We start from the raw sequence: 21,707 nt of genomic DNA, 5'->3' as shown, positions 1-21,707 counted from the left end.
TTCCGCGTTAGGGAGGAGAATCGTGGTAGGTGCGAAGGTCACAGTAGGCAATATCGAGATTGTGTCGGTATCAGACGGGCAGGGCGACATGGTGCCCACGGACGTCTTCCCGGCGAGCGAGATGGAAATCTGGAGGTCCGAGTACAGTGACCTCCTGGACGATGCGGGCCTGACTCATCCAAGGTTCGGGTCGTTCGCATTCAACTCGGGCGGCAAGCTGATGCTGGTTGACACGGGCCTCGGAGGCCCGGACGGCACACTGCTAACCCAGCTCAGCGAGAGCGGTGTGGACAGGGATGTGGTCGACCTCGTTGTCCTGACCCACATACATCCTGATCATGTGGGATGGAATATGTCGGACGGCAGTCCTACGTTCCCCAATGCCAGGTACCTGGTCACACGCGTCGACTGGGACCACTGGACGCAGCCTGAAATGCGTGAGCAGGCGCCGCACGTGGATGCGCAGATGATTCCACTGGAAGGCCTGAATGTTCTCGACCTGATCTACGGCGAGTACAACGTGACAGACGAGGTCAAGACACTGCCGACGCCCGGCCACACACCTGGTCACATATCACTCGTAATCACGTCCGCTGGTGAGAGCGCGTTCATACTCGGGGACGTGGCGCACAGTCCTGCCCAGGCGCAGTACACGGACTGGAGTCCTGGATTCGATACCGACCCCGACCTCGCCCGGGAGACTCGGCACTCCGTCCTGGACAGGCTTGAGAGCGACGGCACGCTGGTCGCCTCGGGACACTTCCCGGAGCCTGGATACGGGAGATTTGTCAGATCTGGAGACAGGCGCGTCTGGCAGCCGGTGTGATCTGACGTGAGTTGTCAGGTGCTTGCGGATGACGCTCGACGGTTCGTCGCCAGCGCGAGGGTAGGACGGCTGGCGACCTCATCTCCTGAAGGCCTGCCACACGTAATTCCAGTCTGCTTCGAGTTGCTGGGCGATTCCATATACATAGGTCTGGACGGCAAACCCAAGACCGTGGACGTTCTGAAGCTTCGACGAGTTCGGAACATCGTCTGCAACCCGCGGGCGGCATTCATCGTCGACCGATATTCGGATAACTGGAGCCGACTGGGCTACGTCCTCATTAGTGCGGATGCCAGCCTGGTCAATGACTGTCACGAGAGGGCGAACGCAATTGATGCCTTGAGGCGCAAGTATGATCAGTACCGCACTCTGCTATCTGATGAGGCCTCTGTAATCAGGCTCAGACCCATACGAGTCACATCCTGGGGTGATATGACTCCTTGGAAGAAGGTTGGTGACTCGGACATTGCCGGACTGGTTCAGCCAGGATCCGATCGTTGAAACTCGAACGCCACATGATGGAACGGCGCTCGCACAAACTGGCCGCCTTCCAGAAGCTCGTATTGCTCTGTGTCTTCATGTCGACCATTGCAGCCGGTCTCGCCTGTGGGGGCTCTGAAGGTGGTATCCCCGAAAACACCGACCTGAGGCGCGGCGTTGAACTGCAGGAGGACGGTCACATAGAGCAGGCGTATGGAGCGTACAATGCGGCGATCGAAGCCGATCCCAGGAATGCCGAGGCGTACGCCAGGCGCGCTTACGTCTACATCGTGATGGACGACCTTACAAGCGCTGCGGCAGACCTACGCCTAGCGGAAAAACTCGAACCAGACCTCCCGCTGACATCGCTGCATCGAGGGATGATCTACGACGAGATCGATAATCACGATGAGGCGATTCTCGAATACACACGTGCCATCGAACTCGAGCCGACCTTGTCAGACGCCCACATCAGCCGTGCCAGCGTGTACCTGGAGATCGGGGACGCGGAGTCCGCGCTGGATGACCTCAGTGCGGCGGGAAGGCTGGAGCCGGAGAATGCAGAGCTGTTCCTCGTTCGAGGTCAGGTGTATCTGATGACGGGAGATCTTGGACGGGCGGAATCAGACCTGCTCCAGGTGATTGAGCTTACTGACGAGCCGGGGTTGATATCGACTGCGAGGCAGATACTGGCCGCGTTGCCCTGAGCGCCCAGCCCGGGTCTTGAGTCAGGTAACAGACGGGATACGCACTGTCCGTAATCACTGTATCCTGACTCCCGAAATATGCTGTCGCCAAGTCAAGGAAGTTCCACATCGGAAGCTGGGTCGCCGCTACGGAGGGTGGCCTGGCTCCTGGCGATGTGCCTGACTTTACTCCTGGCACTGTCCACGTTTTCGAGCTACGTAGCCGCGCTTCCCTTTATCAAGTCTGAATGGGGGATTAGCAACACGACTGCAGGCCTTGTCTTCTCCTGCTACCTGGCTGGCTATGCGATTGCCGCGCTACTGGTACTTCCTCTGACGGACAGGCTTCCCACACGGTGGGTATTTCTTACCTCGGCTTTCGTTTCCGTGGTGGGAAACATGCTCTTCCCCCTGGTCGCCTACGACGTGGTTATGGCCTGCGTATTGAGGTTGGCCGCAGGAGTGGGGCTGGTGGGGATCTACATGCCCGGGCTCCGGATAATCTCGGCCACGTTTTCTGCCGAGAACAGGGGAGCCGCAATGGGGCTGTACGTTACGGCATTCTACAGCGCCAACGCAGTTTCGCTCGCTCTGACAGGAGTCCTGATGAACAGCATGGACTGGCGCGACGCCTATCTGGTGCTGTCAGCGCTAGCTGCGCTCAGTGTGCCGCTGGCACTGGCCCTAGTTCGTGACAGGACCGCTCCACAGTCGTCACAGAGCTCCGGGAGGCTGCGACTCGACGTGCTCCGAAACCGCATCACAACTGCATACATAATCGGCTACTCGCTCCACGCGATGGAACTGTATGCAGTGCGCGTGTGGCTTCCCGCACTGCTTGCAGCGATCCTGGTTGGAAGGGGAGGCGACGTATCCACGGCTGCCATTACAGCCGCGACGATCGGTGGCATCGCCCTCGCCGCTGGGGGACTTGGTCCTGTAGCAGGAGGCGCCATCTCAGACAGGCTGGGCCGAGTCAAGAGTGCCGCGGGGATCTTCGCTTTGAGCGGCCTGCTCTGCCTTGCCATAGGGTGGATGTACGCTGCCCCCTGGCCCCTGGTTGTTGCGGTTTCGTGTTTTCTGGGATGGGCAATCTCGGCGGACTCGTCAATTTACACAACGGCCATAACGGAGTCAGCCCCTGCCGGCCTGCTCGGCTCGACCATGGCGGTACAGGCGTTTCTGGGGTTTATGGGGGGCGTTGTTGGCCCCATATTCATAGGGGCCGTTCTTGACCTCGTGCCTGACGATATGCAGTGGCAGGTCGGGTTTACTGCTGTTGCTTTACTCTCGATTCCGGCCGTGGTTACGCTGTACGGAGTGCGTCACCAGACTAGGGCCGTTTCATCATGAGAGGATATCTGTGAAACCAGGGAATATCCGGCCGTATAGGGCAGTCCTGTTCGATTTCGATGACACGCTCATCGATACAAGGGAAGCACTCACCAGGGTGAGCGAGCACTGGTACGCTACCCGGCCCCGGGAGAACCGACCTCCAACAGAAGAGGAGTTCATAGCCGGACTTCAGGTAACTAACTCCGAGCAGTTGAGCCTGCGAGACTTCTACGTCAGGATGCTGGAGATCTGGCCGGGATGTTTCCCGAGTGTAGAGGCAGCACTCGAAGCCCATAGTGTTGCGGTGCCAGACTGCGTCTCTGTCGACAGGGGAACTGAAGTCATGCTGCGCGACCTGAAGGTCGCTGGAGTTCCAGTGGGCGTTGTCACAAATGGGCCCACCGAAATGCAGTGGGCTAAGGTCCGGAACGCAGGTGTGGCAGACCTGGTTAGAGCAGTGGTCGTATCGGAGGAGTTTGGCGCGAACAAACCGGACCCAGCAATATTCCATCACGCCTTGAGCCTCATCGGAGCCAGCCCTGCGGAGACCCTGTTTGTTGGAGACAACACAGTGGCGGACATCGGCGGCGCCAGTGGGATAGGGATGCGGACTGCATGGATGAGCCATGGACGATCATGGGTCATCGACTCATACAGCCCGGACCACGTTGTGGATGACGTGTGGGACGTCCGGCCGTTACTTGGGATCTAGGTGATACGCCGACGCCAGTCGGCCATGATTTCGGGATCATTCGGGAATGGCAGAGGCGGTAGGTCGTCGGCAGCAAACATCTGGACTGCCTGGGCCTCGTCACCGGCGCTTGGACTGCCGCCAACTATGCTGGCTGCGAATGCTACCAGTACTACCGAAGCTCCCTCACGAGAGTAGACGCCGAGAAGTCCATCGAGGGAGACTTCTACGTTTGTCTCCTCACGGACCTCACGCACCGCCGCATCTTCAACCACCTCACCACGGTCGACGTATCCAGAGGGGAAACTCCAGCGACCCATCATCGGCTCGATGTCCCGTTTCACCATCAGTATCCGTGATTCCTGGGACGCGACCACGACCACAGCAAGCTTGGGGTCGAGAAATACGACCGCTCCGCACGAACCGCACTTTGGCCTGAGCGCTCCTGCGACGCGCTCCTCGCCTAGAATCTCACCGCAGCGGTGGCAGTATGTGTTGTCTGACGGCATATGAGAGTTCGACCTGTGACACCTCTATCGGACTGAATTATACCCCAGACACATCGTTTGACCATGAAATAGCCCAAACCTATAATGGCGCTGCCTCGGTGTGGCCGAAGGTTCCAAGTTAGTTTCGAAAAGGGGTGTCCAATTGGCGTCCATGCGTGAGAACAGAGTCAAGGCAAAGTTGAACAGTGGTGAAGTGTCCGTCGTACTGTCTGGGCACATGACGCCGGATATTGTGGACTCTCTCGGACCGCTTGGTTTCGACGGTGTCTGGATAGAGACTGAGCACGGGCCAGTCGACTACAAGGACATCCCGGACCTCACCAGGGCGGCGGACCTCTGGGGAATGACTTCGGTGGTAAGAGTAAACCAGAACGTCCCGGGCGTGATCTACCGGACCCTCGACGTTGGGGCCCAGGGCATCGTAGTCCCGCACGTGAACACCAAGTCCGAGGCTGAGGCGGTCGTAAGTGCGGGTAAGTTCGCCCCGATCGGCGAGCGAGGCATGTTCGGAAGTCGTCAGAGCTACGGCGTTGACAACTACTTTGCCGAGGCCAACGATCAAAGTCTGCTGGTTGTCCTGATCGAGGACATAGTGGCCGTGAACAACCTGGACGAGATCCTTACGGTCGATAACATCGACGTATTCTTCGTCGCCCCGAGCGACCTTGCGCAGTCCATGGGTCTGATAGGCCAGCTCAGCCACCCTGAAGTAACAGGCACCATTGCAGGGGCAATCGAGAAGATCGCCTCGGCAGGACGCAATCCTGGCTCGCTGGCTTCGGACGACAATGTCGAGGCCTACGTCGAAATGGGTGTCAAGTTCATGATGACTGGCTGGCAGCCATGGGTCGCCTCAGGCGGACGGGCATTCCAGGCCAAGGTGGCCAACGCGCTTTCGTAGTCGACCGGCACCTGTGGGAGGTAGGGTGGTGGACAACGTGGCCGACCTGCTAGCGTCGCGGCTGACGGAGGAGTTGGTTCGTGCCTTGCGCGCCGTCGGCACAGCGGCCGAAGCCGCCAGTGTCGCGCCTTTCCTGGTCGGGGGATCGGTGCGCGGTGCCCTGGTGGACGACCAGGGCACCTTCGACCTCGACATCGCACTCGTCGGCGCCGACGATGCGACTTTCGCTCGTATCGCTGAGCTGACCGGAGGGCGGCTCTCCAGGCGTTCCCAGTTCGGAACAGCCAAGCTTCAGCTTGATTCGCTCGAAATCGATCTCGCGATGGCGAGGGCAGAGGACTATCCCAAGCCGGGCAGTCTGCCTGTCGTCCGCTCTGGAACTCTTGAGGAAGATCTTTCCAGGCGCGATTTTTCGGTGAATGCGATGGCCGTGTCGCTGTGCTCAGAAACTTGGGGAGACCTCGTAGACCTGCACGAGGGACTCGCCGACCTGAAGCAAGGACGTCTCAGGGTCCTGCAGGAAAATAGCTTTCGCGATGATCCCACCCGTATCGTGAGGGCAGCCCGATATGCTTCCAGGCTCGACCTATCTCCGACGGCAGGCACGCTAGAATCTCTCTTGCAGTCTGTCGGTTTCCTAGACAGTGTTTCGCCAGCCAGAATACGAAACGAACTGGACCGCGTCTTCCTGGAACGAGACCCTTCAGGAGCAATGAATCTCCTGTCGGACTGGAACGTGCTGTGGAGCATACATCCCTGCCTAGAATTCCATGCCGATCCCTGGGATGGATTCGCCACCGAGGCGGGAGCGCTACCGCCTCAAGCCCGGACCTCGCTTGGATATGCGATCCTCGCCTGCGGCATTACCGAGGCAGACGTCAACGGGTTAATCGCCAGGCTAATTCCGCGAGCTTCCGAGCGCAGGTCGATCGAGGACTCGGCCACGCTTGGCCGCATGTCGGCCACTGAACTCGTGAGCTTCTCTAACAGCAGTCTTGCCAGAGTTCTCGATCCCCTGGCTGAGTCAGCCGTATTGGGCGTTGGTATGGCCAAGGGCGGCAAACTCGGTTGCAGGATCTCCCAGTACGTGCGCTCACACAGGGGCCTCAGGCCTTACCTGACTGGTGATTCCCTCATAGAAATGGGTGTGCCAAGAGGACCGAGTGTCGGCAGCATCCTCAAGCGATTGAGAAACGCATGGCTGGACGGCGAGATCTCAACCGCCAGTGAGGAGTGGGCCCTTGCTAAAGAGCTGGCAGTCGAAGTCGCCGAAAGTTAACCGAGCGCGACTCCGGAGCCCAGCCCAGGTTCCGTCATACTGGACGGGTCCAGGATCTCGTCCAACTCCTCCGAGGAGAAGTCGGTCCTGACCAGCGCGACCTCCTTGACGGTCTGCCCGCTCGCCTGAGCCTCCTTGGCGATGTCAGCAGCGGTGTCGTACCCGATGTGAGGCACGAGTGTGGTGACAATAGCCAGTCCGCGATCCACCATGTCAGGGCCAGCGGAGGTCGCCTCGAGTCCGCTGACGCACTGCCGAGCAAGGTTGCGTGATGACGCCGCCAGCAGGTCTATCGACTGGAGCAGGTTGTACGCCGCAACAGGCATCATGACGTTGATCTCGAAGTTGCCCGACTGGCCGGCTACTGCGACAGCAGCGTCGTTCCCAATCACGTGAGCCGCGACCTGGCATACGGACTCGGGGATCACTGGATTGACCTTGCCGGGCATTATCGAGCTACCCGGCTGGACCTCCGGCAACATGATCTCACCCAGGCCGGCGCGTGGGCCTGATCCCAGCCACCTGATGTCATTGCTGATCTTCATCAAGCTAACGGCAACGGTCTTCAGCGCCCCGCTGGCAGCGACGATGTTGTCGAGCGTGCTCTGCGCCTGGAAGTGGTTGGACGTCTCACGAACTGGGATTCCCAGCATGTCTGTCAGCCGCTCGCAGACCCTAGCAGCGAACTCAGGATGCACGTTCACGCCAGTGCCGACAGCCGTCCCACCGAGCGCCACCTCGGAGAGCTCGTCCTCAGCTCCCCGAAGCCGGGATATTCCGCGTTCTACTTGGCCAGCATGGCCAACGAACTCCTGTCCAAGCCGGACAGGTGTGGCGTCCTGGAGGTGCGTCCTGCCGGTCTTCAGAATCGGCATGAACTCCTCGCCCTTCTTTTCAAGTTCAGCCTGTAGTTCCTGAAGGGCAGGGATCAGTTCGTTGTGGATGGCTTTAAGTGCAGCTATGTGAATAGCAGTTGGGATTACGTCATTTGACGATTGTCCCATGTTCACGTGGTCATTCGGGTGCACTGGGTCCCGGGCCCCCTTCACGCCGCCAAGGTTTTCTATCGCGCGGTTCGAGATGACCTCGTTGGCGTTCATGTTAGTGGAAGTCCCCGATCCGGTCTGGAAGATGTCGACGACGAACTGGTCGTCGAACCCGCCCTGGGCGACTTCCTGTGCCGCTGTTGCGATGGCATCTGCTGTGTTGGCATCCAGCAAGTCGAGTTCGTGGTTGACTTGACTGGCAGCCAGCTTGATAGAGGCAATGGCCTCAATGAAGGACCGGTTGAACCGAAGATCGCTGATGGGAAAGTTCAATACGGCCCGCATCGTATTGGCGCCGTAATAGGCATCGACGGGAACACTGAACTCTCCCATCGAGTCTCTCTCCGATCTGAACTGCTGCGATTCTGACACTGTCAACTCCTCAACTGTTTGGCTTATCGTTGTTGTTTTCGTTTCGTTTTGCTGGTCAAAGTCACAGATAACGCTTGAGGAAGTCGGCCGACACCTCTGCGGCCTCAGCGTGGAAACCTCGCATTGAGTGGTCGGCTCCCACAACTTCATGGAATTGAACGGGACCTCTGCACTCGTCGAGGATGCGCTGAATCTCAAGCGATGGAGCGACGCGATCGTCGGAACCCGCCACCACCAGGCGAGGCCGTTTGTCCCGGTTGAATCTCCTGTTCCGGAGGGCGCCAAGCGTCGGCGCGATTAGCACAATTGCGGAGGCACGCTTCAGGTGACGGAGCCCATCCAGGATTATCGTTGCACCGGTCGAGTAGCCCACCAGCGCGACTCGGCCTCCGTGGACGGCGGGCCAATGCCGTATCACGTTAAGGGCCGACTTGATGTCGTTGTGTTCCTCTTTGCCACTGGTGAACTCGCCCTCGCTGTCCCCAACGCCCCGAAAGTTGAACCTGAGGGCAGCCATCCCTTCGCGGACCGCCGATTGGCACACCGCTGCCACTACGGGATCGTTCATGTTTCCTCCCAGCATCGGGTGAGAGTGGCACGCAACTACAGCGGGAATCCCTTTCGCTCCGGGGTCCTGCGGTGTTCCGATTATCCCCTCGAGTTCGAGCTTCTTGCTGTAGAAACCTATGGCAGACTGTCTCATGGCTACCGTTTCAGCCAGGTTGTGAAGAAGCGTGACGCAATGTCTCCCACCTCGGATTCTGACCCCCTGAAGAAGTGGTCCGCGCCCTTGATGACCTCGGCTTCGCACGGGTCGGCGTAGCGCCTGGTAAGAAACCTGAACTGGTCGATCGGGAAGTTGTGGTCGTGGTCCCCCAGGACGAAGAGCTTGGGCTGAAGGATCTCGAGGCCGCTGAAGGCCCGCACCTGCGCTGCTGGACAGGCTATCGTCGCGACTGCCTGGATGGTTGGAGAACTCATGGCGGCCTGTAGGGCGACCGCGGCTCCAAAACTGTAACCGGCCAGGCCAATTCGGCTAGCGTCGACACCTTCGGCTAGTGACAGCTCTTCCAGAGCGGCTTCGGCGTCGTCGGTTTCACCCGAACCCCAGTCGAATGCGCCCTCGCTCTCTCCGACACCACGGAAGTTGAACCTGAGCACCGCGAAACCATTGGCTGTCAGGCGGTCTGCAACTCCGATGACCACGTTAGAGTACATGTTGCCACTCTGCCGCGGATGGGGGTGGCAGATCACCACGCCGGGGACCGGGTCTGAGTGACCGCTGGGACGTTCGAGCAGGGCTTCCAGTTGAAGGTCGCCGCTGGATATGGTCAGTGGTTCTGCAATCGTCGTCAAAGCAGGATCATGTTAAGGTCACGATGTAGCGTTTGACAAGGCAGGTTGCTAGAATGGGCCGAGCGTCTCGGGGCTACCGTACGTCACCTTTCAGCCGGAGGAATTTGAGAATGCGTGTTGTCGACCTGCGGAGTGATACGGTCACCATGCCGTCGCCCGAAATGAGACAGGCTATGTACGAAGCTGAGCTGGGTGACGATGTCTACGGAGAGGACCCTACCTTGAACCGGCTGGAGGCCATGGCGGCTGAAAGGTTCGGCAAAGAGGCCGCAGTTTTCGTAGCCAGCGGCACCATGGGCAACCTTGTTTCCGTGCTGGCCCACGCTCAACGGGGCGATGAGATCATTCTCGGCAACCAGGCCCATATCTTCCGCAGCGAGGCGGGAGGTTCGTCGGTTTTGGGTGGCATCTCGTTCCACACGATCCCCAATGATGAGCGCGGGATGCTGGACCCAGATGACGTGCGCGCAGCCATTCGACCAAATGACCCTCACATGCCACGCACCGCATTGGTGTGCCTCGAGAACACCCAGAACGCCTGTGGTGGGGCGACCCTGACACAGGACGACATGCACTCAGTAGCCTCCGTTGCTCACGAGCATGGCCTTAATGTACACGTAGATGGTGCCCGTATCTTCAATTCGGCCGTAGCCCTTGAGGCGCCGGTATCTGAACTGACCCGTGAAGCAGACTCGGTCACGTTCTGTCTCTCAAAAGGTCTGAGCTGCCCTGTGGGTTCTGTGATCGTTGGTTCAGAGGACTACATCCAGGAGGCGCGCCGATGGCGCAAGATGGTGGGTGGCAGCATGAGGCAGGCCGGTGTGCTGGCTGCTGCCGGAGTCGTAGCGCTCGACTCGATGGTCGACAGGCTTGCCGAGGACCACGCTAACGCCAGGAAACTTTCCGAAGGCCTTGCCGAGATAGATGGCATCGACATCGACCCTGATGCGCTGCCTACAAACCTCGTCTTCTTCGAAATCGAGCGTGCAGACTGGCCTGACCTTCACAGAAAACTGGTCGAGCGGGGAGTCAAGGGCGGCGGTGGCGGCAAACGCTGGCGGTATGTCACCCACTATGGCATCACCGAGGAAGACATAGATTACACTCTGGAGACCGTCAGAGACGTGTTCGCCGGCGACTGAGTCGGACCTGAATCCGAGTTACAGTTACACAGGGCGGGTCGCCGATTGAACGACCCGCCCCTTTTCATTTGATGGGCTATCGCATGGTTGTCCTATGCATCTGATCTTCCGCAACCCGCGCTTTCGTCTCTTCTGGACAGCAGGACTCTTTGGCGACGTAAGCCTCATCACGTACTTCACGGTGCACGGCTGGCTTGCACTGCTTGTGACAGACTCTCCCTTCTGGGTAGGTGCAACCGCAGGAGTGGGTGGGATCGGCATGACTGTCTTCGCTCCCTGGGGTGGCGTGTTGATCGACCGATTCCGCAAGATCGACGTAATCCGGATTGCGTCCCTGATAAGGGGTGTGTCAGCGACAGCTCTAGCTGTGTTGGCGATCACCGACTCGGTGGAACTCTGGCACGTGCTTGCCTTCGCGGTTGCGACCGCTGCTACAGGGGCAACACGCATGCCGGGTATGAAGACCCTTGCCATGGACATTGCGGGTGGGGAGCACCTTCTCGCGGCAATGGCGGCTCGCATGGCGTCGATGACAGTCGTGGGTGTGGTGGTACCCCTGTTGATCGGGCCAGCCGTGGACGTTATTGGCATCGAATGGGCGTACGTGGTCATTGCCCTCGGAGACTTTACCAGCGTCGCAGTGATGAGCATGGTCCGTCTTCCGGAGCCGGCCGAGTCACCTGAACGTCGATCACCCCTGGCCGAACTGAAGTCCGGGATTAGCTATTCGCTGCGCCATCCACTGGTCCGAACCATCCTGGGCGTTATCCTGGTTACTGAGCTATTCGGTTGGTCGGCTGAGCCGATGCTGCCGGTAGTAGTGCGGGATGTGCTGGGGGGAGGTGCAACAGGACTTGGATTACTGTTTGCTGCGGCCAGTGCAGGGGCTGCGGTTACGGCATTCACGCTGTCTTCGGTAGGGAACGTCCGGCACAAAGGCTGGCTCATGGTTGGGGGAATATTTGGGTTTGGCTGCTTTCTGCTCTGCTTCTCACTCTCCAGGTCACTGCCGCTGTCACTCGTACTGTTTGGCTTCGCCGGGGCATCGACGACGCTGTACGAGACCGCTGGCGACACCATAATGCAGTCCGGGGTCGACAGACGAATGAGGGGAAGGGTGTTGAGCTTCCAGGCGATGCTGTGGGGTGTATCCGGTATGTCCGGTTTCCATTCTGGCGCGCTTGCGAGCCGGTTCGGGGCGCCGCTCTCCATAGGAATCGGAGCGGTGGTAGTGATGGTTGCAGGCCTGGTCCTTGCCAAGTTCGCCACGAGTCTCGACCGCCCCGTGGAATACCGGTCGACACACGCGCCAGCGGAGGGTAGCTAGTGAGTCCGGAGCTTTGCGTTCCTCAGCACTCTCTCATTCACTGGCCCTGTCTCCCCACCAGAGTTTCATCCTGTCGCCAACCTCGGACTCGTACCCCAAGTCTGAAGGTTTGTAGTAACGGCGTCCCTTAAGATTGTGCGGCAGGTTCTGGGTGGGGGTGAAGCCGCCCTCGTGGTCGTGGGCGTACTCGTAGCCCTTTCCGTAGTCCAAGTCTCGCATTAGCCCGGTGACAGCGTTGCGCAGATGTAGGGGTACGGGTTCATTAGTCGTTCGCTCAGCGTCCTTAATCGCCTCTCCGATCGCAGCGTAGGCCCTGTTGCTCTTAGGAGCCGTTGCCAGGTAGACAGTCGCCTCAGCCAGCGGGATTCTCCCTTCCGGCATTCCAACCAGGCTCACGGCCTGCTGGGCTGCCACGGCTATGGACAGTGCTCCTGGATCGGCCAGACCTATGTCCTCTGCCGCCAGGATGACCAGTCGTCTGGCGATGAACACCGGGTCTTCACCAGAAACCACCATTCGTGCCAGCCAGTAGATTGCCGCATCTGGATCTGACGCCCGGACTGACTTTATGAATGCGGAGATGGTGTCGTAGTGCTGGTCTCCTGAACGATCGTAGATGGATGCTCGACGCTGGATTGCTTCTTCCACGGTCTCCAGCGAAACGGTACGGCCGCCATTCTCATCTGGGATCGTTGCATGCACAGCCAGCTCAAGTGTGTTGAGTGCGGAGCGGGCGTCGCCATTGCTGAGTGATATGAGCGCGTTGCGGGCATCTAAATCGAGGCAAGGCCTGAGTTCACCGATACCCCTTTCAGAGTCTCCCATTGCGCTGTCGAGAATGTCGGAGACCTGCTCTCCATTCAGTTGCTTGAGCACGTAAACCCTGGCCCTGGAGAGGAGGGGAGAGATTACCTCGAACGATGGGTTTTCAGTAGTAGCGCCGATCAGGATTACCGAGCCGTCTTCGACGTGTGGGAGGATGACGTCCTGCTGCGACTTGCTGAACCTGTGTATTTCATCAATGAACAGGATGCTTCTCGTTCCGTTCATCCCCAGCCGATGACGAGACTCAGAAACGATCTTTCGCAGGTCGGCTACCCCGGAGGTCACCGCGCTAACACGGTCGAAGTGCCCGTCGATCTGCGACGCAATCAGTTGAGCAAGTGTGGTCTTGCCGGATCCTGGCGGACCCCACAGCACCATCGAGGGCACATGGCCTGAGGCAATGGACCTCGCGAGGACGCTATCCCTGCCAACAATGTGCTCCTGCCCGACGAATTCTTCCAGGCTGCGGGGGCGCATACGCTCTGCGAGCGGTGCAACGTTTTGCAGCTGTTCTCGCCGCCTGTGATCGAAGAGGGTCATATGGGCGCGTCACACACTCATGAGGCGCTGTATTGTGCCAGCAACTGCCTCGTCCTGTTCGGGTAGTACAGTCCTGGGATCGAGCATGACACTGTCATCCTCGATCCTGCCAATGACCGGCGGCGTTCCCTTCCTTAGCTCGCTGAGAGCGACGTCGGGGGTAGTACCCAACTCGTTGCAGTCGATGCGGAGCGCGACGGATTCCAGTGTCTCGCCCGGCAGGCTGCCGCCGCCTATGGCCGATCTTGCACTGACGACACTTGCCCCCGGACCGGCTGCCGACTTCCAGGAGTCGGCGCGTGCTGTCAGTTCGGCTATCGTGGCCGAGATCATCCGCCAGACCGGGACCTCGGATTCGGGGTCTCCGTTGATGTAGTGGAGAAGAGTTGCTGACAGGGCTGCCATGCTCAACTTGTCGATCCTGACTGCCCTGGCCAGTGGGTGCCGCGACACAGTGGCAACGTACTCGCTCTGGCCGGCAATTATCCCGGCCTGTGGACCACCCAGCAGTTTGTCTCCCGAGAAGAAGCTGAGTGCGACGCCCGCTGAGATGCTCTCCTGCGGCATCGGTTCGTGGGCAAGTCCATACTTACTCGAATCCAGCAGACAACCACTGCCCAGATCGTGAAGCACCGGCACACCCGAACTCTCTCCAACGTTCACGAGTTCCGCTGTAGTAGGCGCATGCGTAAATCCCATGACCCTGAAGTTAGAGGCGTGAACTGACAGGATTGCTCCTGTTCGTTCGTTGATGGCAGAGGCGAAGTCAGAGGCGTACGTACGGTTGGTGGTACCAACTTCAACAAGAGTCGCCCCACTCTGGCTCAGTACGTCAGGAATCCTGAATCCGCCGCCGATCTCGACGGCCTCACCCCTCGAAACGATCACCTCTTTACCGGTTGCAATTGCTGCAAGTCCGAGCATCACGGCCGACGCATTGTTGTTGACCGCCAACGCGGCCTCGGCACCGGTCGTCTGGCATATCAGGTTCGAGACGTGCTGCTGCCTAGAACCGCGCCTTCCTGCCGCAAGGTCGAATTCGAGGTCACTGTATCCGGCAGCGGCGACTCTCATGGCCTCGAAACTGCTGCTGCTTAACGGCGCCCTGCCGAGGTTTGTGTGCAGTACAACACCAGTGGCGTTTATCACGCCCTGTGGCCATGGCCGCCACCTGGACTCTGCCTCGGCTGCCACGGACTTGGTCAGTGCGTCCGCATCAGGGGGCTCACCGCCGGAGCTGATCGAACTTCTTGCTCCGTCCAGCTCCTCCCGCACGATGTCCACTATTGCCTCGTGCGAGTACTTCTCGACAAGCTCGGCAATTCGGGGATCACTTAGCACGTCATTAACGGACGGCAACGCTCGAAATTTTGAGACCATTGGAACTCCGCAGCTCTGTATATGTGTAAATTATATACCGATGGTTGACGGGCTGGGCCATGCCTCATCGGCGCCCAAAGTTGACCCTATTTCTGTGGCTTTAGTAGAATGTGATGACTTTCCCAATTGACGGTCAGGTGTATGTTCGTTATCGGCCTCACGGGCGGGATTGCCACGGGCAAGACGCTGGTGTCGGAAACGCTCCGCGAGTCCGGGGCAACAATTATAAATGCTGACCTTGTGGGGCACGAAGCCTACCTCCCTCACACCGAGACTTGGCAGGCGGTGGTTGACGCCTTCGGGACGGACATACTCGACGAAGAAGGTCAGATTGTGCGACCTAAGCTTGGAGCGATCGTCTTCAGTGATCCATCCAAGTTGGAGCAGCTCAACTCCATCGTGCATCCTCGCATCTATGCTATGATCAGCGACCGTATCGAGGGTCTCAAGGCTGAGGGTATTACCGCCGTTGTCGTTGAGGCCGCATTGCTGATCGAGGCAGGGTGGACTCCCCTCGTAGACGACATATGGGTACTGACATCGCCAATTGAGCAGGTGTATTCGAGGTTGACGGGTAGGGGTATGTCGCCGGAGCAGGCACGTGCCAGGGTCGAATCGCAGATGCCACAGGAAGAGCGAGTAACCCACGCCGACATTGTTATCGCCAATGATGGCGGCGAGGCAGAGTTGAAGAGTGCAGTCAAGGAACATTGGGACCAGCGGGTCTCATCGAAAGTACAAGGAGACCGGTAAGCCAGATGACATCACCAACGCGGACCCTGTTTCGGAGCTACATTATCGAGGAGTATCACCTCACTGAGGAACCGTACTACGTTCCCGTTGGAGATGAGATCGACCTTTTCGAGGCCGCATACGCTCAGAAGATCCCTGTAATCTTCAAGGGCCCGACTGGCTGCGGCAAAACACGATTCGTAGAATACATGTCATACAGGCTTAGCCAGCCCCTGACCAGGGTCACGCAGCAGTCATCTGCCAGCGCGTCCGGCAACGGGAATACGGCTGCCGATGATCGAGACCACCTGCCGCTGGTGACAATCGCCTGCCACGAGGACCTCACAGCTAGCGACCTGGTAGGGCGCTACCTGCTTGAGGGCGATGAGACCGTCTGGATTGACGGCCCACTAACACGTGCAGTGAAGGCCGGAGGAATCTGCTACCTGGACGAAATCGTCGAGGCTCGCAAAGACACCACCGTCCTGATTCACCCGCTGACCGACCATCGTCGAATACTGCCGGTTGAAAAGCGGGGCGAACTGCTTGAAGCCGCTGACGGTTTCCTGCTGATCCTCTCCTACAACCCGGGCTATCAGAGCGCACTGAAGGACCTCAAGCACAGCACGAGGCAGCGATTCATCTCGATTGAGTTCGACTACCCGCCACGTGACATCGAGGCTGAGATCATCGCACACGAATCCGGCACAGATGAAGATACCGCGCTCCAGCTTGCCAAGCTCGGCGAGAAGATCAGGAATCTCAAGGAGCACGGTCTCGGCGAAGGTGCCAGCACCCGCCTGCTGATCTATGCTGGCCAGATGATTTCTCAGGGTATCTCACCCAGGCGAGCCTGCCAGGTCGCGGTCAACTGGGCTGTCACTGATGACTTCAGCATACAGCGCAGCATCGAAGAGCTGACGACTTCGATTTTCGAGTAGCAGAGACCGTCCGCGGGTGGCGGGCGTGGGGTGAGGCCCGGACTTGGGCTCTGAATTCATAGCCAGTGCCGGGCGGCTCTTGGAGAGCCGCCCGGTGACCGTCGCGGAGGGCCATTCAATGGCCCCCGCTGCTGTCTTACTTACCCTCTACAGCGCTGATGACGACTTCTTTGTCGTGCTTCAGAAGCGCTCCCAGCATGTGGAGCACCATAAAGGAGAGATATCCTTCCCCGGAGGTATGGCAGACCCCGGAGACGATTCTCTCCTACACACGGCGCTTCGCGAGGCCCACGAAGAGATGGGCATAGAGCCGGATGATGTGGATGTCATCGGCCGCCTTGACGACTCACCCACGATTACGGGGTTTATGATCTCGACCTATGTGGGCGTGGTGCCGCACCCATATCCCTTCGTGCCTTCCAGTATCGAGGTCGCGGAAGTACTCAGCGTGCCGCTGTCGCACCTGAGAAAGCCGGGTGCCTTCAGGGTAGAGACTCACCTTGAAGGTGACGCCTTTCGCACGATGCCTGTATTCGTGCACGACGGGCATGTTATATTTGGCGCTACCGCAAGGATTCTGGACCAGTTTCTCAGAGTGACCGCAGATCTGCCTGTGTAAGGAGGATTCGTGAGTAACGAACAAACGCCCACATTGGCGCAACTCAGGACCGAGTTCCGCAGGTTCCCCGCTCCCGTAATCGAGGAGTTCGACAAGGCCCGCTCAAAGATGCCCAAGACTATGGAGGATGGCAACATCCTGCTATGGGGTCAGGCAGGCCTGAACATCGCAGACCAGACGGTCAGGTCATGGGAGGCCACGGCCCAGTACTTCCGGGTTAGCCCGAAAGTCGTTGCGTACATGCCGTTCAGCTACTTCATGAACTGGACGGACTGTGGGGCAAAACTCTGCAAAGAGTCTCCCACGCTGGCGGCGGCCTACTTCGAGGCTTCCCCTGCAGCCATGAGCAAGCTCCGGTCTCGCCACATTGAGAGCTGGGCAGAGCTCGGCGGCAGCCTGTACAAGGGGACATGGAAGTCATCGACCCTGGCCTGCAAGTTCTTTACTTACAGCCCCGCCCTTATGGAAAGCCTTACGTTCCAGGAATTGGAGCGCTTCGTCGCTTTCCTGGACGCGCTTGCGCACAGGTCCTACGACCTTGCCTCCGAGTGCCTGGCTCTAGGCACGCAGATCTTCCCGTTGATCGGAGAAGACAAGACGGCATTCATAACCCTGGCCTCTGCCCTCGTCGACTCTGGCTGGCGCGAAGTAAAGAGCTTCTTCGACGCAGGTGCGAAGGCGCTTCCGAAGATCGACCCCGAGCAGCGTTTCAGGTTCCTGAAGATTGCTGAAGACCTCGTTCACAAGGGTGGCTCCAACATACCCGGTGTGATGCTTGAGACATCGCAGGCCTTCTCCGAAATTGACCCGGAGCTCCATTCAAGAGTTCTTACTTTGTCGGAACAGTTGATATCGGAGTCGCCTGAGGCCGTCCCCAGTTTCATTGAGGCGTCGGCGCAGGTGATGGACCGGCTGTCGATGTCCCAATTCGAGAGATGGTACGAAGAGGGAGTTAATCTGCTCCGCCAGAACCCGGACGGAGGGCTGGCTTACTTCAAGATCGAGTCCGCTCACTCTGAAACGATGATCGAGGCTCTGTCGTCCGGCGTTGAATTCGACCGAATCAAGGCCATCATGGAGATGTACTGCCGGGGACTGGCGGGTGAAGAGGTCAAGCTTTCATCTTCGCCAGAGCTGGTAGACCGCAACATCGGTTGGGTCTCAGCTGAGTCTCCGACGACGGAAGGGTCTACTGTCTTTCTGCCGGACGTAGTAGACAGGTACCACTCAAAGGACGAAAACTTCTCCTGGTTCAAGGTTGTTTCGACCCACCAGGTGGCACACCTCGAATTCGGCAGCTTCTTCTTCGAGTTTGACAGACCGTCGGCGCTATACGAGGACCGCAGACAAGAGGTAGAGACGCAGCGTCAGGAACAGCCAGATAGCCCGGAGTCAGTGGATCAGTCTGCCTCAGACCTGGCAGGTGAGGGACTTGAGCGGGCCTGGATTACAGACATGCAGAGGTTCTTCAACCTGTTTGAGGACCGCAAGCTTGCCCTGGACATCTTCACGGTTGTTGAGGATGGCCGGCTGGACTTCAGGGTGAAGTACGAGTACCCGGGCATTAAGGCAGCCTACGCGCGTGTGCAGATGGACTCATCTGAGGGCCGCCCTGAGATTACCGAGATGCCGGCAAGAGAGGCGCTTGTCGAGTTCCTGGTACGGCTGAGTCTGCAGCAATACAGGGAAATTCCGGCGCCGACTGATTACGTGGACCAGGCCCTGCAGATCGCTTCCGTCGCCAGGCAGATTCTGGACGCCGAAGCTAATGTCGAAGACACGGCAGAGGCTACACTTCGAATCTACGCCATTATCTCCTCGATTCCTAACGAAGAGGTACCGCCGGACGAATGGGACGACGTTGATGTCGAAGACGAGCAGGAGGAGGAGTACTCCGATCCTGACGACATGCAGCAGTTGCTCCAGCAGATGGCCATGGGAATGGACATGGAGCTGCGCCCCGATGAAGAGCAGGACTATGAGTCCTCCGAGGAGGTGGACTACCGAGGCGACTTCAAGCCCGAGCTGACCCAGCTTCTGACCCAGCTTCGGATGCAGCAGGATTCGGGAGCAGAGGCCAACGGCGAGCCAATCACCCAGGAGCAACTTGAAGAGCTATTGCAGAACAGCGCTGAGCTGGATCTCCAGGCTGTTGAGGGCGACCTCCAGGAAACCCAGGGGATGTTTGCTGACAACCTGCTGAAAGAGGCGGGAATGCAGCTACCGGACAATCCCGACTTCAGCAACGGACCGTTCGTTCATATCGATGAGGACGGCGACTCGCTGGAGGCCAGCGAGCCCCAGACGTTTGTATACGACGAATGGGACTTCAGGGCCGCCGACTACAAGCCCAGGTGGTGCATCGTCCGGCAGAAGATGATGGCCGAGGGAGACCCCAACTTCTACGGGGCTACCCTGCACAGCTATGGCGGACTGGTAACCAGAATTCGCAGACAGTTCGAGATGATGGTGCCCGAGATGTTCCGCCGCGTGCGCAAGCTCGAGGACGGTGAGGAGATCGACATCGACGACCTCATCGAGGCCATCGTCGACATGAAGACCGGCGCCAGCCCTTCAGACAAGTTCTACTGGCGCAGGAACAAGGTGCAGAGGGAGGTCGCTGCTGCGTTCCTTCTGGACACCAGCGCGTCGACTGCTGAAGCCATCGACGAGGGGAAGCGTACCGCAGACGACTGGGACGCACCCGACGATCCCGTAGAGTACATGGTGTGGCTGCGTACTCGCCGCGGCGAGGCCGCCCGCCGATCCTACAAGAGGATTATCGATGTCGAGAAAGAGGCCATCGTCCTTATTGTGAACGCGTTGGAGGCGATTGGGGACATCTACGGCATCTACGGCTTCTCGGGCTACGGTCGTGAGAATGTCGAGTACTACACGATCAAAGACCTTGATGAGGCGTTCTCGGACCGCGTCAAACGCCGGATAGATCGCGTGGCGCCCCTTCATGCCACCAGGATGGGACCTGCGATCCGACACACGATCTCCAAGTTGGAGAAGGCCGACGCAAGGACCAAGATTCTGTTCCTGGTAAGCGACGGCCGTCCACAGGACAGGGGATACAGCCGGGAGGGTGTCGAGAAGGAGTACGCCGTTCACGACACGCGCATGGCGCTGGAAGAGGCACGGCGCAAGGACATCAACGCATTCTGCCTGACCGTCGACAAGAACGGCCACGACTACCTCAAGACCATGTGCGCCGACATGGGGTACGAGGTGCTGGACAATATCTACGACCTACCTGAGCGTCTGCTGTTCCTCTACAGGCGCCTGACGATGTAGCTTACCGGCTCGGACAGCTCACTAAGAAAACAAGGCCGCGACCAACACATGGGTCGCGGCCTCTTCGTTAACAAAGGGGTTATGTGGACGCGGGGTCAACCCCAGTTGGACTCTTGTCCCCCTGAGCCCGTCTCCAGGATCTTCGTCAGTTCCAGAAGTGTGTGCGTAACGGCACGACCACGTATTCGCAGGCGACGGGTAGGGTAGGAGGCCGATCTGACGTAGCTCTCTTCTCCGACTACTACCCCGACGTGAGTGGTCCCAGCCGGTCCCGACTCTTCAGTGGCTTCAGAGACCAGGTTTGTGACTGCCAGCCCGACGTCTGCGCTGAACTCGTCCCTCACTGCGTGGGCCAGGGCAGTGGCCTCTTGTGGAGTTGGACTGCCTCCAGAGCCGCGCACCCCTCCAAGCATCCTTGCTCCCGCGCCGTTAGACGAGAGAACCACTCCTCCAACCATGGTGTCCAGGGACAATGTGGATTCCAGCAAGGTGCTGGACAGGAGTCCCCCAGTAAATCCTTCTACTATTGCGAGCGTGAGATGCCTGTTCGCGAGCGCGACGAGTGAGGCAGTGACCGCTGTATCTTCATCTTCTCCCCAGATCGCGTGTCCGGCGACGCGCCTGATTTCAGCCTCCAGCGGTTCAATGAGTCGCCTGGCCTCTTCCTCGGACGCTCCCCGTGCAATAGCTCGGAGATGGATTCCGTCCTGCTTGGAGTAGATGCCGAGCGACGGATTCTCGCTCTCAAACAGCGGAGATAGCATCTCGTCCAGTCCGCCTTCGGTGATGCCGAAGGTCTTCAGTGTGCGAGTTACGATGAATACGCCCGGGTTGAGCTCCCGGAGCCCTGGCCCAACCACGGCCTCCCACATGCCAGTGATCTCCCTCGGAGGTCCGGGTAGGGCAGCAATTACATGCCCATGGCTTTCGACCCACCATCCGGGTGCTGTTCCCATGGGGTTCGGAATGACTCTTGCCGATGGAATCAGCGTGGCCTGCTTGACGTTTGTCTCCGGCATCGGCATTCCACGGCTCGCGAACTGAGACTTGAGATGAGCGAGCAGGTCGTCCTGCACCTCCATCTCCTCACCCATAACGGCAGCGATGGATTCCCGGGTCAGGTCATCGGACGTTGGGCCCAGGCCTCCAGTCGTTACGGTGACGTCTGAGCGCTCCCAGGCCCGCCTGATGGCCTCCTGAAGCCTCTCCGGATGATCGCCTACCTTGGTGGCCCAGGTGAGATTGATCCCGATCTTCGCCAACTGCTCACCGATGTACGTTGAATTTGTATCCACGGTCTCGCCCATCAGCAGTTCGGTCCCGATGGATATGATCTCGGCATTCATGTTTAGAACTCCGCGAGTAGATTCCCTTACCGCGACTGACCACAGTCAGCTCAGGCAATTGGGCGCAAGTATAT

At 59.0% G+C, this 21,707-nt stretch carries 20 protein-coding genes; 13 read left to right on the top strand and 7 right to left on the bottom strand.

The genetic code is table 11. From position 1 onward, the window contains the following. Positions 1 to 22: 22 nt before the first annotated feature. The 5 genes from J4G14_00880 to J4G14_00860 all read left to right on the top strand — a co-directional run bounded on the left by J4G14_00880 (position 23) and on the right by J4G14_00860 (position 4,039). A complete protein-coding gene (locus J4G14_00880) occupies positions 23 to 826 on the top strand; it encodes an MBL fold metallo-hydrolase (protein MCE2456355.1) in 804 nt (267 codons plus the stop codon). A gap of 18 nt (positions 827 to 844) precedes the next feature. Beyond that, a complete protein-coding gene (locus J4G14_00875; GenBank protein ID MCE2456354.1) occupies positions 845 to 1,327 on the top strand; it encodes a TIGR03668 family PPOX class F420-dependent oxidoreductase in 483 nt (160 codons plus the stop codon). After that, complete coding sequence (locus J4G14_00870; GenBank protein MCE2456353.1) at positions 1,324 to 2,013, top strand: tetratricopeptide repeat protein; 690 nt, start codon at positions 1,324 to 1,326, stop codon at positions 2,011 to 2,013. The genes J4G14_00875 and J4G14_00870 overlap by 4 nt, the downstream gene beginning before the upstream one ends. Positions 2,014 to 2,148: 135 nt before the next feature. Continuing rightward, the gene (locus J4G14_00865; protein MCE2456352.1) at positions 2,149 to 3,345 is read left to right on the top strand and encodes an MFS transporter; all 1,197 of its coding nucleotides are present in this window, start codon (positions 2,149 to 2,151) and stop codon (positions 3,343 to 3,345) included. A 10-nt stretch (positions 3,346 to 3,355) separates the two neighbouring features. After that, positions 3,356 to 4,039, top strand: coding sequence for an HAD family hydrolase (locus tag J4G14_00860; GenBank protein MCE2456351.1), 684 nt, complete (start codon positions 3,356 to 3,358; stop codon positions 4,037 to 4,039). On the opposite strand, the gene J4G14_00855 is transcribed toward J4G14_00860, so the two are convergent. Next, complete coding sequence (locus tag J4G14_00855) at positions 4,036 to 4,527, bottom strand: NUDIX domain-containing protein (GenBank protein MCE2456350.1); 492 nt, start codon at positions 4,525 to 4,527, stop codon at positions 4,036 to 4,038. The genes J4G14_00860 and J4G14_00855 overlap by 4 nt on opposite strands. 151 nt (positions 4,528 to 4,678) lie before the next feature. Here J4G14_00855 and J4G14_00850 point away from each other — a divergent pair, with 151 nt between their 5' ends. Continuing rightward, positions 4,679 to 5,428 (top strand): hypothetical protein, encoded by a 750-nt coding sequence (locus J4G14_00850; GenBank protein ID MCE2456349.1) that lies wholly within the window; start codon positions 4,679 to 4,681, stop codon positions 5,426 to 5,428. Between the two features lie 28 nt (positions 5,429 to 5,456). After that, entirely contained in the window at positions 5,457 to 6,707 is a 1,251-nt protein-coding gene (locus J4G14_00845; GenBank protein MCE2456348.1) for a CCA tRNA nucleotidyltransferase, read from the top strand. Here the strand turns inward: J4G14_00845 and J4G14_00840 are convergent. Genes J4G14_00840 through J4G14_00830 form a run of 3 tightly spaced genes read right to left on the bottom strand, consistent with a single transcriptional unit; the run spans position 6,704 to position 9,481 of the window. Then, positions 6,704 to 8,275, bottom strand: coding sequence for a class II fumarate hydratase (locus J4G14_00840; protein MCE2456347.1), 1,572 nt, complete (start codon positions 8,273 to 8,275; stop codon positions 6,704 to 6,706). The genes J4G14_00845 and J4G14_00840 overlap by 4 nt on opposite strands. After that, the gene (locus J4G14_00835; protein MCE2456346.1) at positions 8,187 to 8,828 is read right to left on the bottom strand and encodes a dienelactone hydrolase family protein; all 642 of its coding nucleotides are present in this window, start codon (positions 8,826 to 8,828) and stop codon (positions 8,187 to 8,189) included. Before J4G14_00835 ends, J4G14_00840 begins: the two co-directional genes overlap by 89 nt. Before the next feature lie 2 nt (positions 8,829 to 8,830). Beyond that, the gene (locus J4G14_00830; protein MCE2456345.1) at positions 8,831 to 9,481 is read right to left on the bottom strand and encodes an alpha/beta fold hydrolase; all 651 of its coding nucleotides are present in this window, start codon (positions 9,479 to 9,481) and stop codon (positions 8,831 to 8,833) included. 110 nt (positions 9,482 to 9,591) lie between these two features. Between J4G14_00830 and ltaE the strand changes: the two genes are divergently transcribed. Next, positions 9,592 to 10,623, top strand: a complete 1,032-nt coding sequence (ltaE, locus tag J4G14_00825) for a low-specificity L-threonine aldolase (protein MCE2456344.1) — start codon at positions 9,592 to 9,594, stop codon at positions 10,621 to 10,623. Between the two features lie 94 nt (positions 10,624 to 10,717). Then, on the top strand, positions 10,718 to 11,950 hold the full coding sequence (locus tag J4G14_00820) for an MFS transporter (GenBank protein ID MCE2456343.1): 1,233 nt from the start codon (positions 10,718 to 10,720) through the stop codon (positions 11,948 to 11,950). Positions 11,951 to 11,983: 33 nt separating this feature from the next. Here the strand turns inward: J4G14_00820 and J4G14_00815 are convergent, their stop codons facing one another. Next, on the bottom strand, positions 11,984 to 13,315 hold the full coding sequence (locus J4G14_00815; GenBank protein ID MCE2456342.1) for a replication-associated recombination protein A: 1,332 nt from the start codon (positions 13,313 to 13,315) through the stop codon (positions 11,984 to 11,986). A 9-nt stretch (positions 13,316 to 13,324) separates the two neighbouring features. Next, positions 13,325 to 14,695: an L-seryl-tRNA(Sec) selenium transferase gene (gene selA, locus J4G14_00810; protein MCE2456341.1), complete on the bottom strand. Its 1,371-nt coding sequence runs from the start codon at positions 14,693 to 14,695 to the stop codon at positions 13,325 to 13,327. Between the two features lie 126 nt (positions 14,696 to 14,821). Here selA and coaE point away from each other — a divergent pair, with 126 nt between their 5' ends. The 4 genes from coaE (at position 14,822) to J4G14_00790 (ending at position 20,287) form a co-directional block, all read left to right on the top strand. After that, positions 14,822 to 15,448, top strand: coding sequence for a dephospho-CoA kinase (gene coaE, locus J4G14_00805; protein ID MCE2456340.1), 627 nt, complete (start codon positions 14,822 to 14,824; stop codon positions 15,446 to 15,448). A 5-nt stretch (positions 15,449 to 15,453) separates the two neighbouring features. Further along, positions 15,454 to 16,368, top strand: coding sequence for a CbbQ/NirQ/NorQ/GpvN family protein (locus tag J4G14_00800; protein MCE2456339.1), 915 nt, complete (start codon positions 15,454 to 15,456; stop codon positions 16,366 to 16,368). Positions 16,369 to 16,486: 118 nt separating this feature from the next. Continuing rightward, entirely contained in the window at positions 16,487 to 16,987 is a 501-nt protein-coding gene (locus tag J4G14_00795; GenBank protein MCE2456338.1) for a CoA pyrophosphatase, read from the top strand. A gap of 9 nt (positions 16,988 to 16,996) precedes the next feature. Beyond that, positions 16,997 to 20,287 carry a hypothetical protein gene (locus tag J4G14_00790; GenBank protein ID MCE2456337.1) on the top strand — a complete coding sequence of 1,097 codons (3,291 nt, stop codon included), beginning with the start codon at positions 16,997 to 16,999 and terminating at the stop codon, positions 20,285 to 20,287. A 95-nt stretch (positions 20,288 to 20,382) separates the two neighbouring features. Here the strand turns inward: J4G14_00790 and J4G14_00785 are convergent, their stop codons facing one another. Beyond that, a complete protein-coding gene (locus J4G14_00785; protein MCE2456336.1) occupies positions 20,383 to 21,633 on the bottom strand; it encodes a CinA family nicotinamide mononucleotide deamidase-related protein in 1,251 nt (416 codons plus the stop codon). Positions 21,634 to 21,707: the final 74 nt, after the last annotated feature.

The sequence above is a fragment of the Dehalococcoidia bacterium genome (assembly GCA_021295915.1).
Taxonomy (GTDB): Bacteria; Chloroflexota; Dehalococcoidia; order Lucifugimonadales; family UBA1123; genus VXRN01.
Note: the sequence above shows the minus strand (reverse complement) of the source record. Positions and strands in the feature narration are given on the sequence as shown.

What these genes read in the sequence shown, in the direction of transcription:
- J4G14_00785 (MCE2456336.1), bottom strand. Translation starts at nt 21,633, where the DNA reads ATGAATGCCGAGATCATATCCATCGGGACCGAACTGCTGATGGGCGAG.
- J4G14_00815 (MCE2456342.1), bottom strand. Translation starts at nt 13,315, where the DNA reads ATGACCCTCTTCGATCACAGGCGGCGAGAACAGCTGCAAAACGTTGCA.
- J4G14_00840 (MCE2456347.1), bottom strand. Translation starts at nt 8,275, where the DNA reads ATGAAGTTGTGGGAGCCGACCACTCAATGCGAGGTTTCCACGCTGAGG.
- ltaE (MCE2456344.1), top strand. Translation starts at nt 9,592, where the DNA reads ATGCGTGTTGTCGACCTGCGGAGTGATACGGTCACCATGCCGTCGCCC.
- J4G14_00835 (MCE2456346.1), bottom strand. Translation starts at nt 8,828, where the DNA reads ATGAGACAGTCTGCCATAGGTTTCTACAGCAAGAAGCTCGAACTCGAG.
- J4G14_00855 (MCE2456350.1), bottom strand. Translation starts at nt 4,527, where the DNA reads ATGCCGTCAGACAACACATACTGCCACCGCTGCGGTGAGATTCTAGGC.
- J4G14_00850 (MCE2456349.1), top strand. Translation starts at nt 4,679, where the DNA reads ATGCGTGAGAACAGAGTCAAGGCAAAGTTGAACAGTGGTGAAGTGTCC.
- selA (MCE2456341.1), bottom strand. Translation starts at nt 14,695, where the DNA reads ATGGTCTCAAAATTTCGAGCGTTGCCGTCCGTTAATGACGTGCTAAGT.
- J4G14_00795 (MCE2456338.1), top strand. Translation starts at nt 16,487, where the DNA reads ATGGCCCCCGCTGCTGTCTTACTTACCCTCTACAGCGCTGATGACGAC.
- J4G14_00800 (MCE2456339.1), top strand. Translation starts at nt 15,454, where the DNA reads ATGACATCACCAACGCGGACCCTGTTTCGGAGCTACATTATCGAGGAG.
- J4G14_00820 (MCE2456343.1), top strand. Translation starts at nt 10,718, where the DNA reads ATGCATCTGATCTTCCGCAACCCGCGCTTTCGTCTCTTCTGGACAGCA.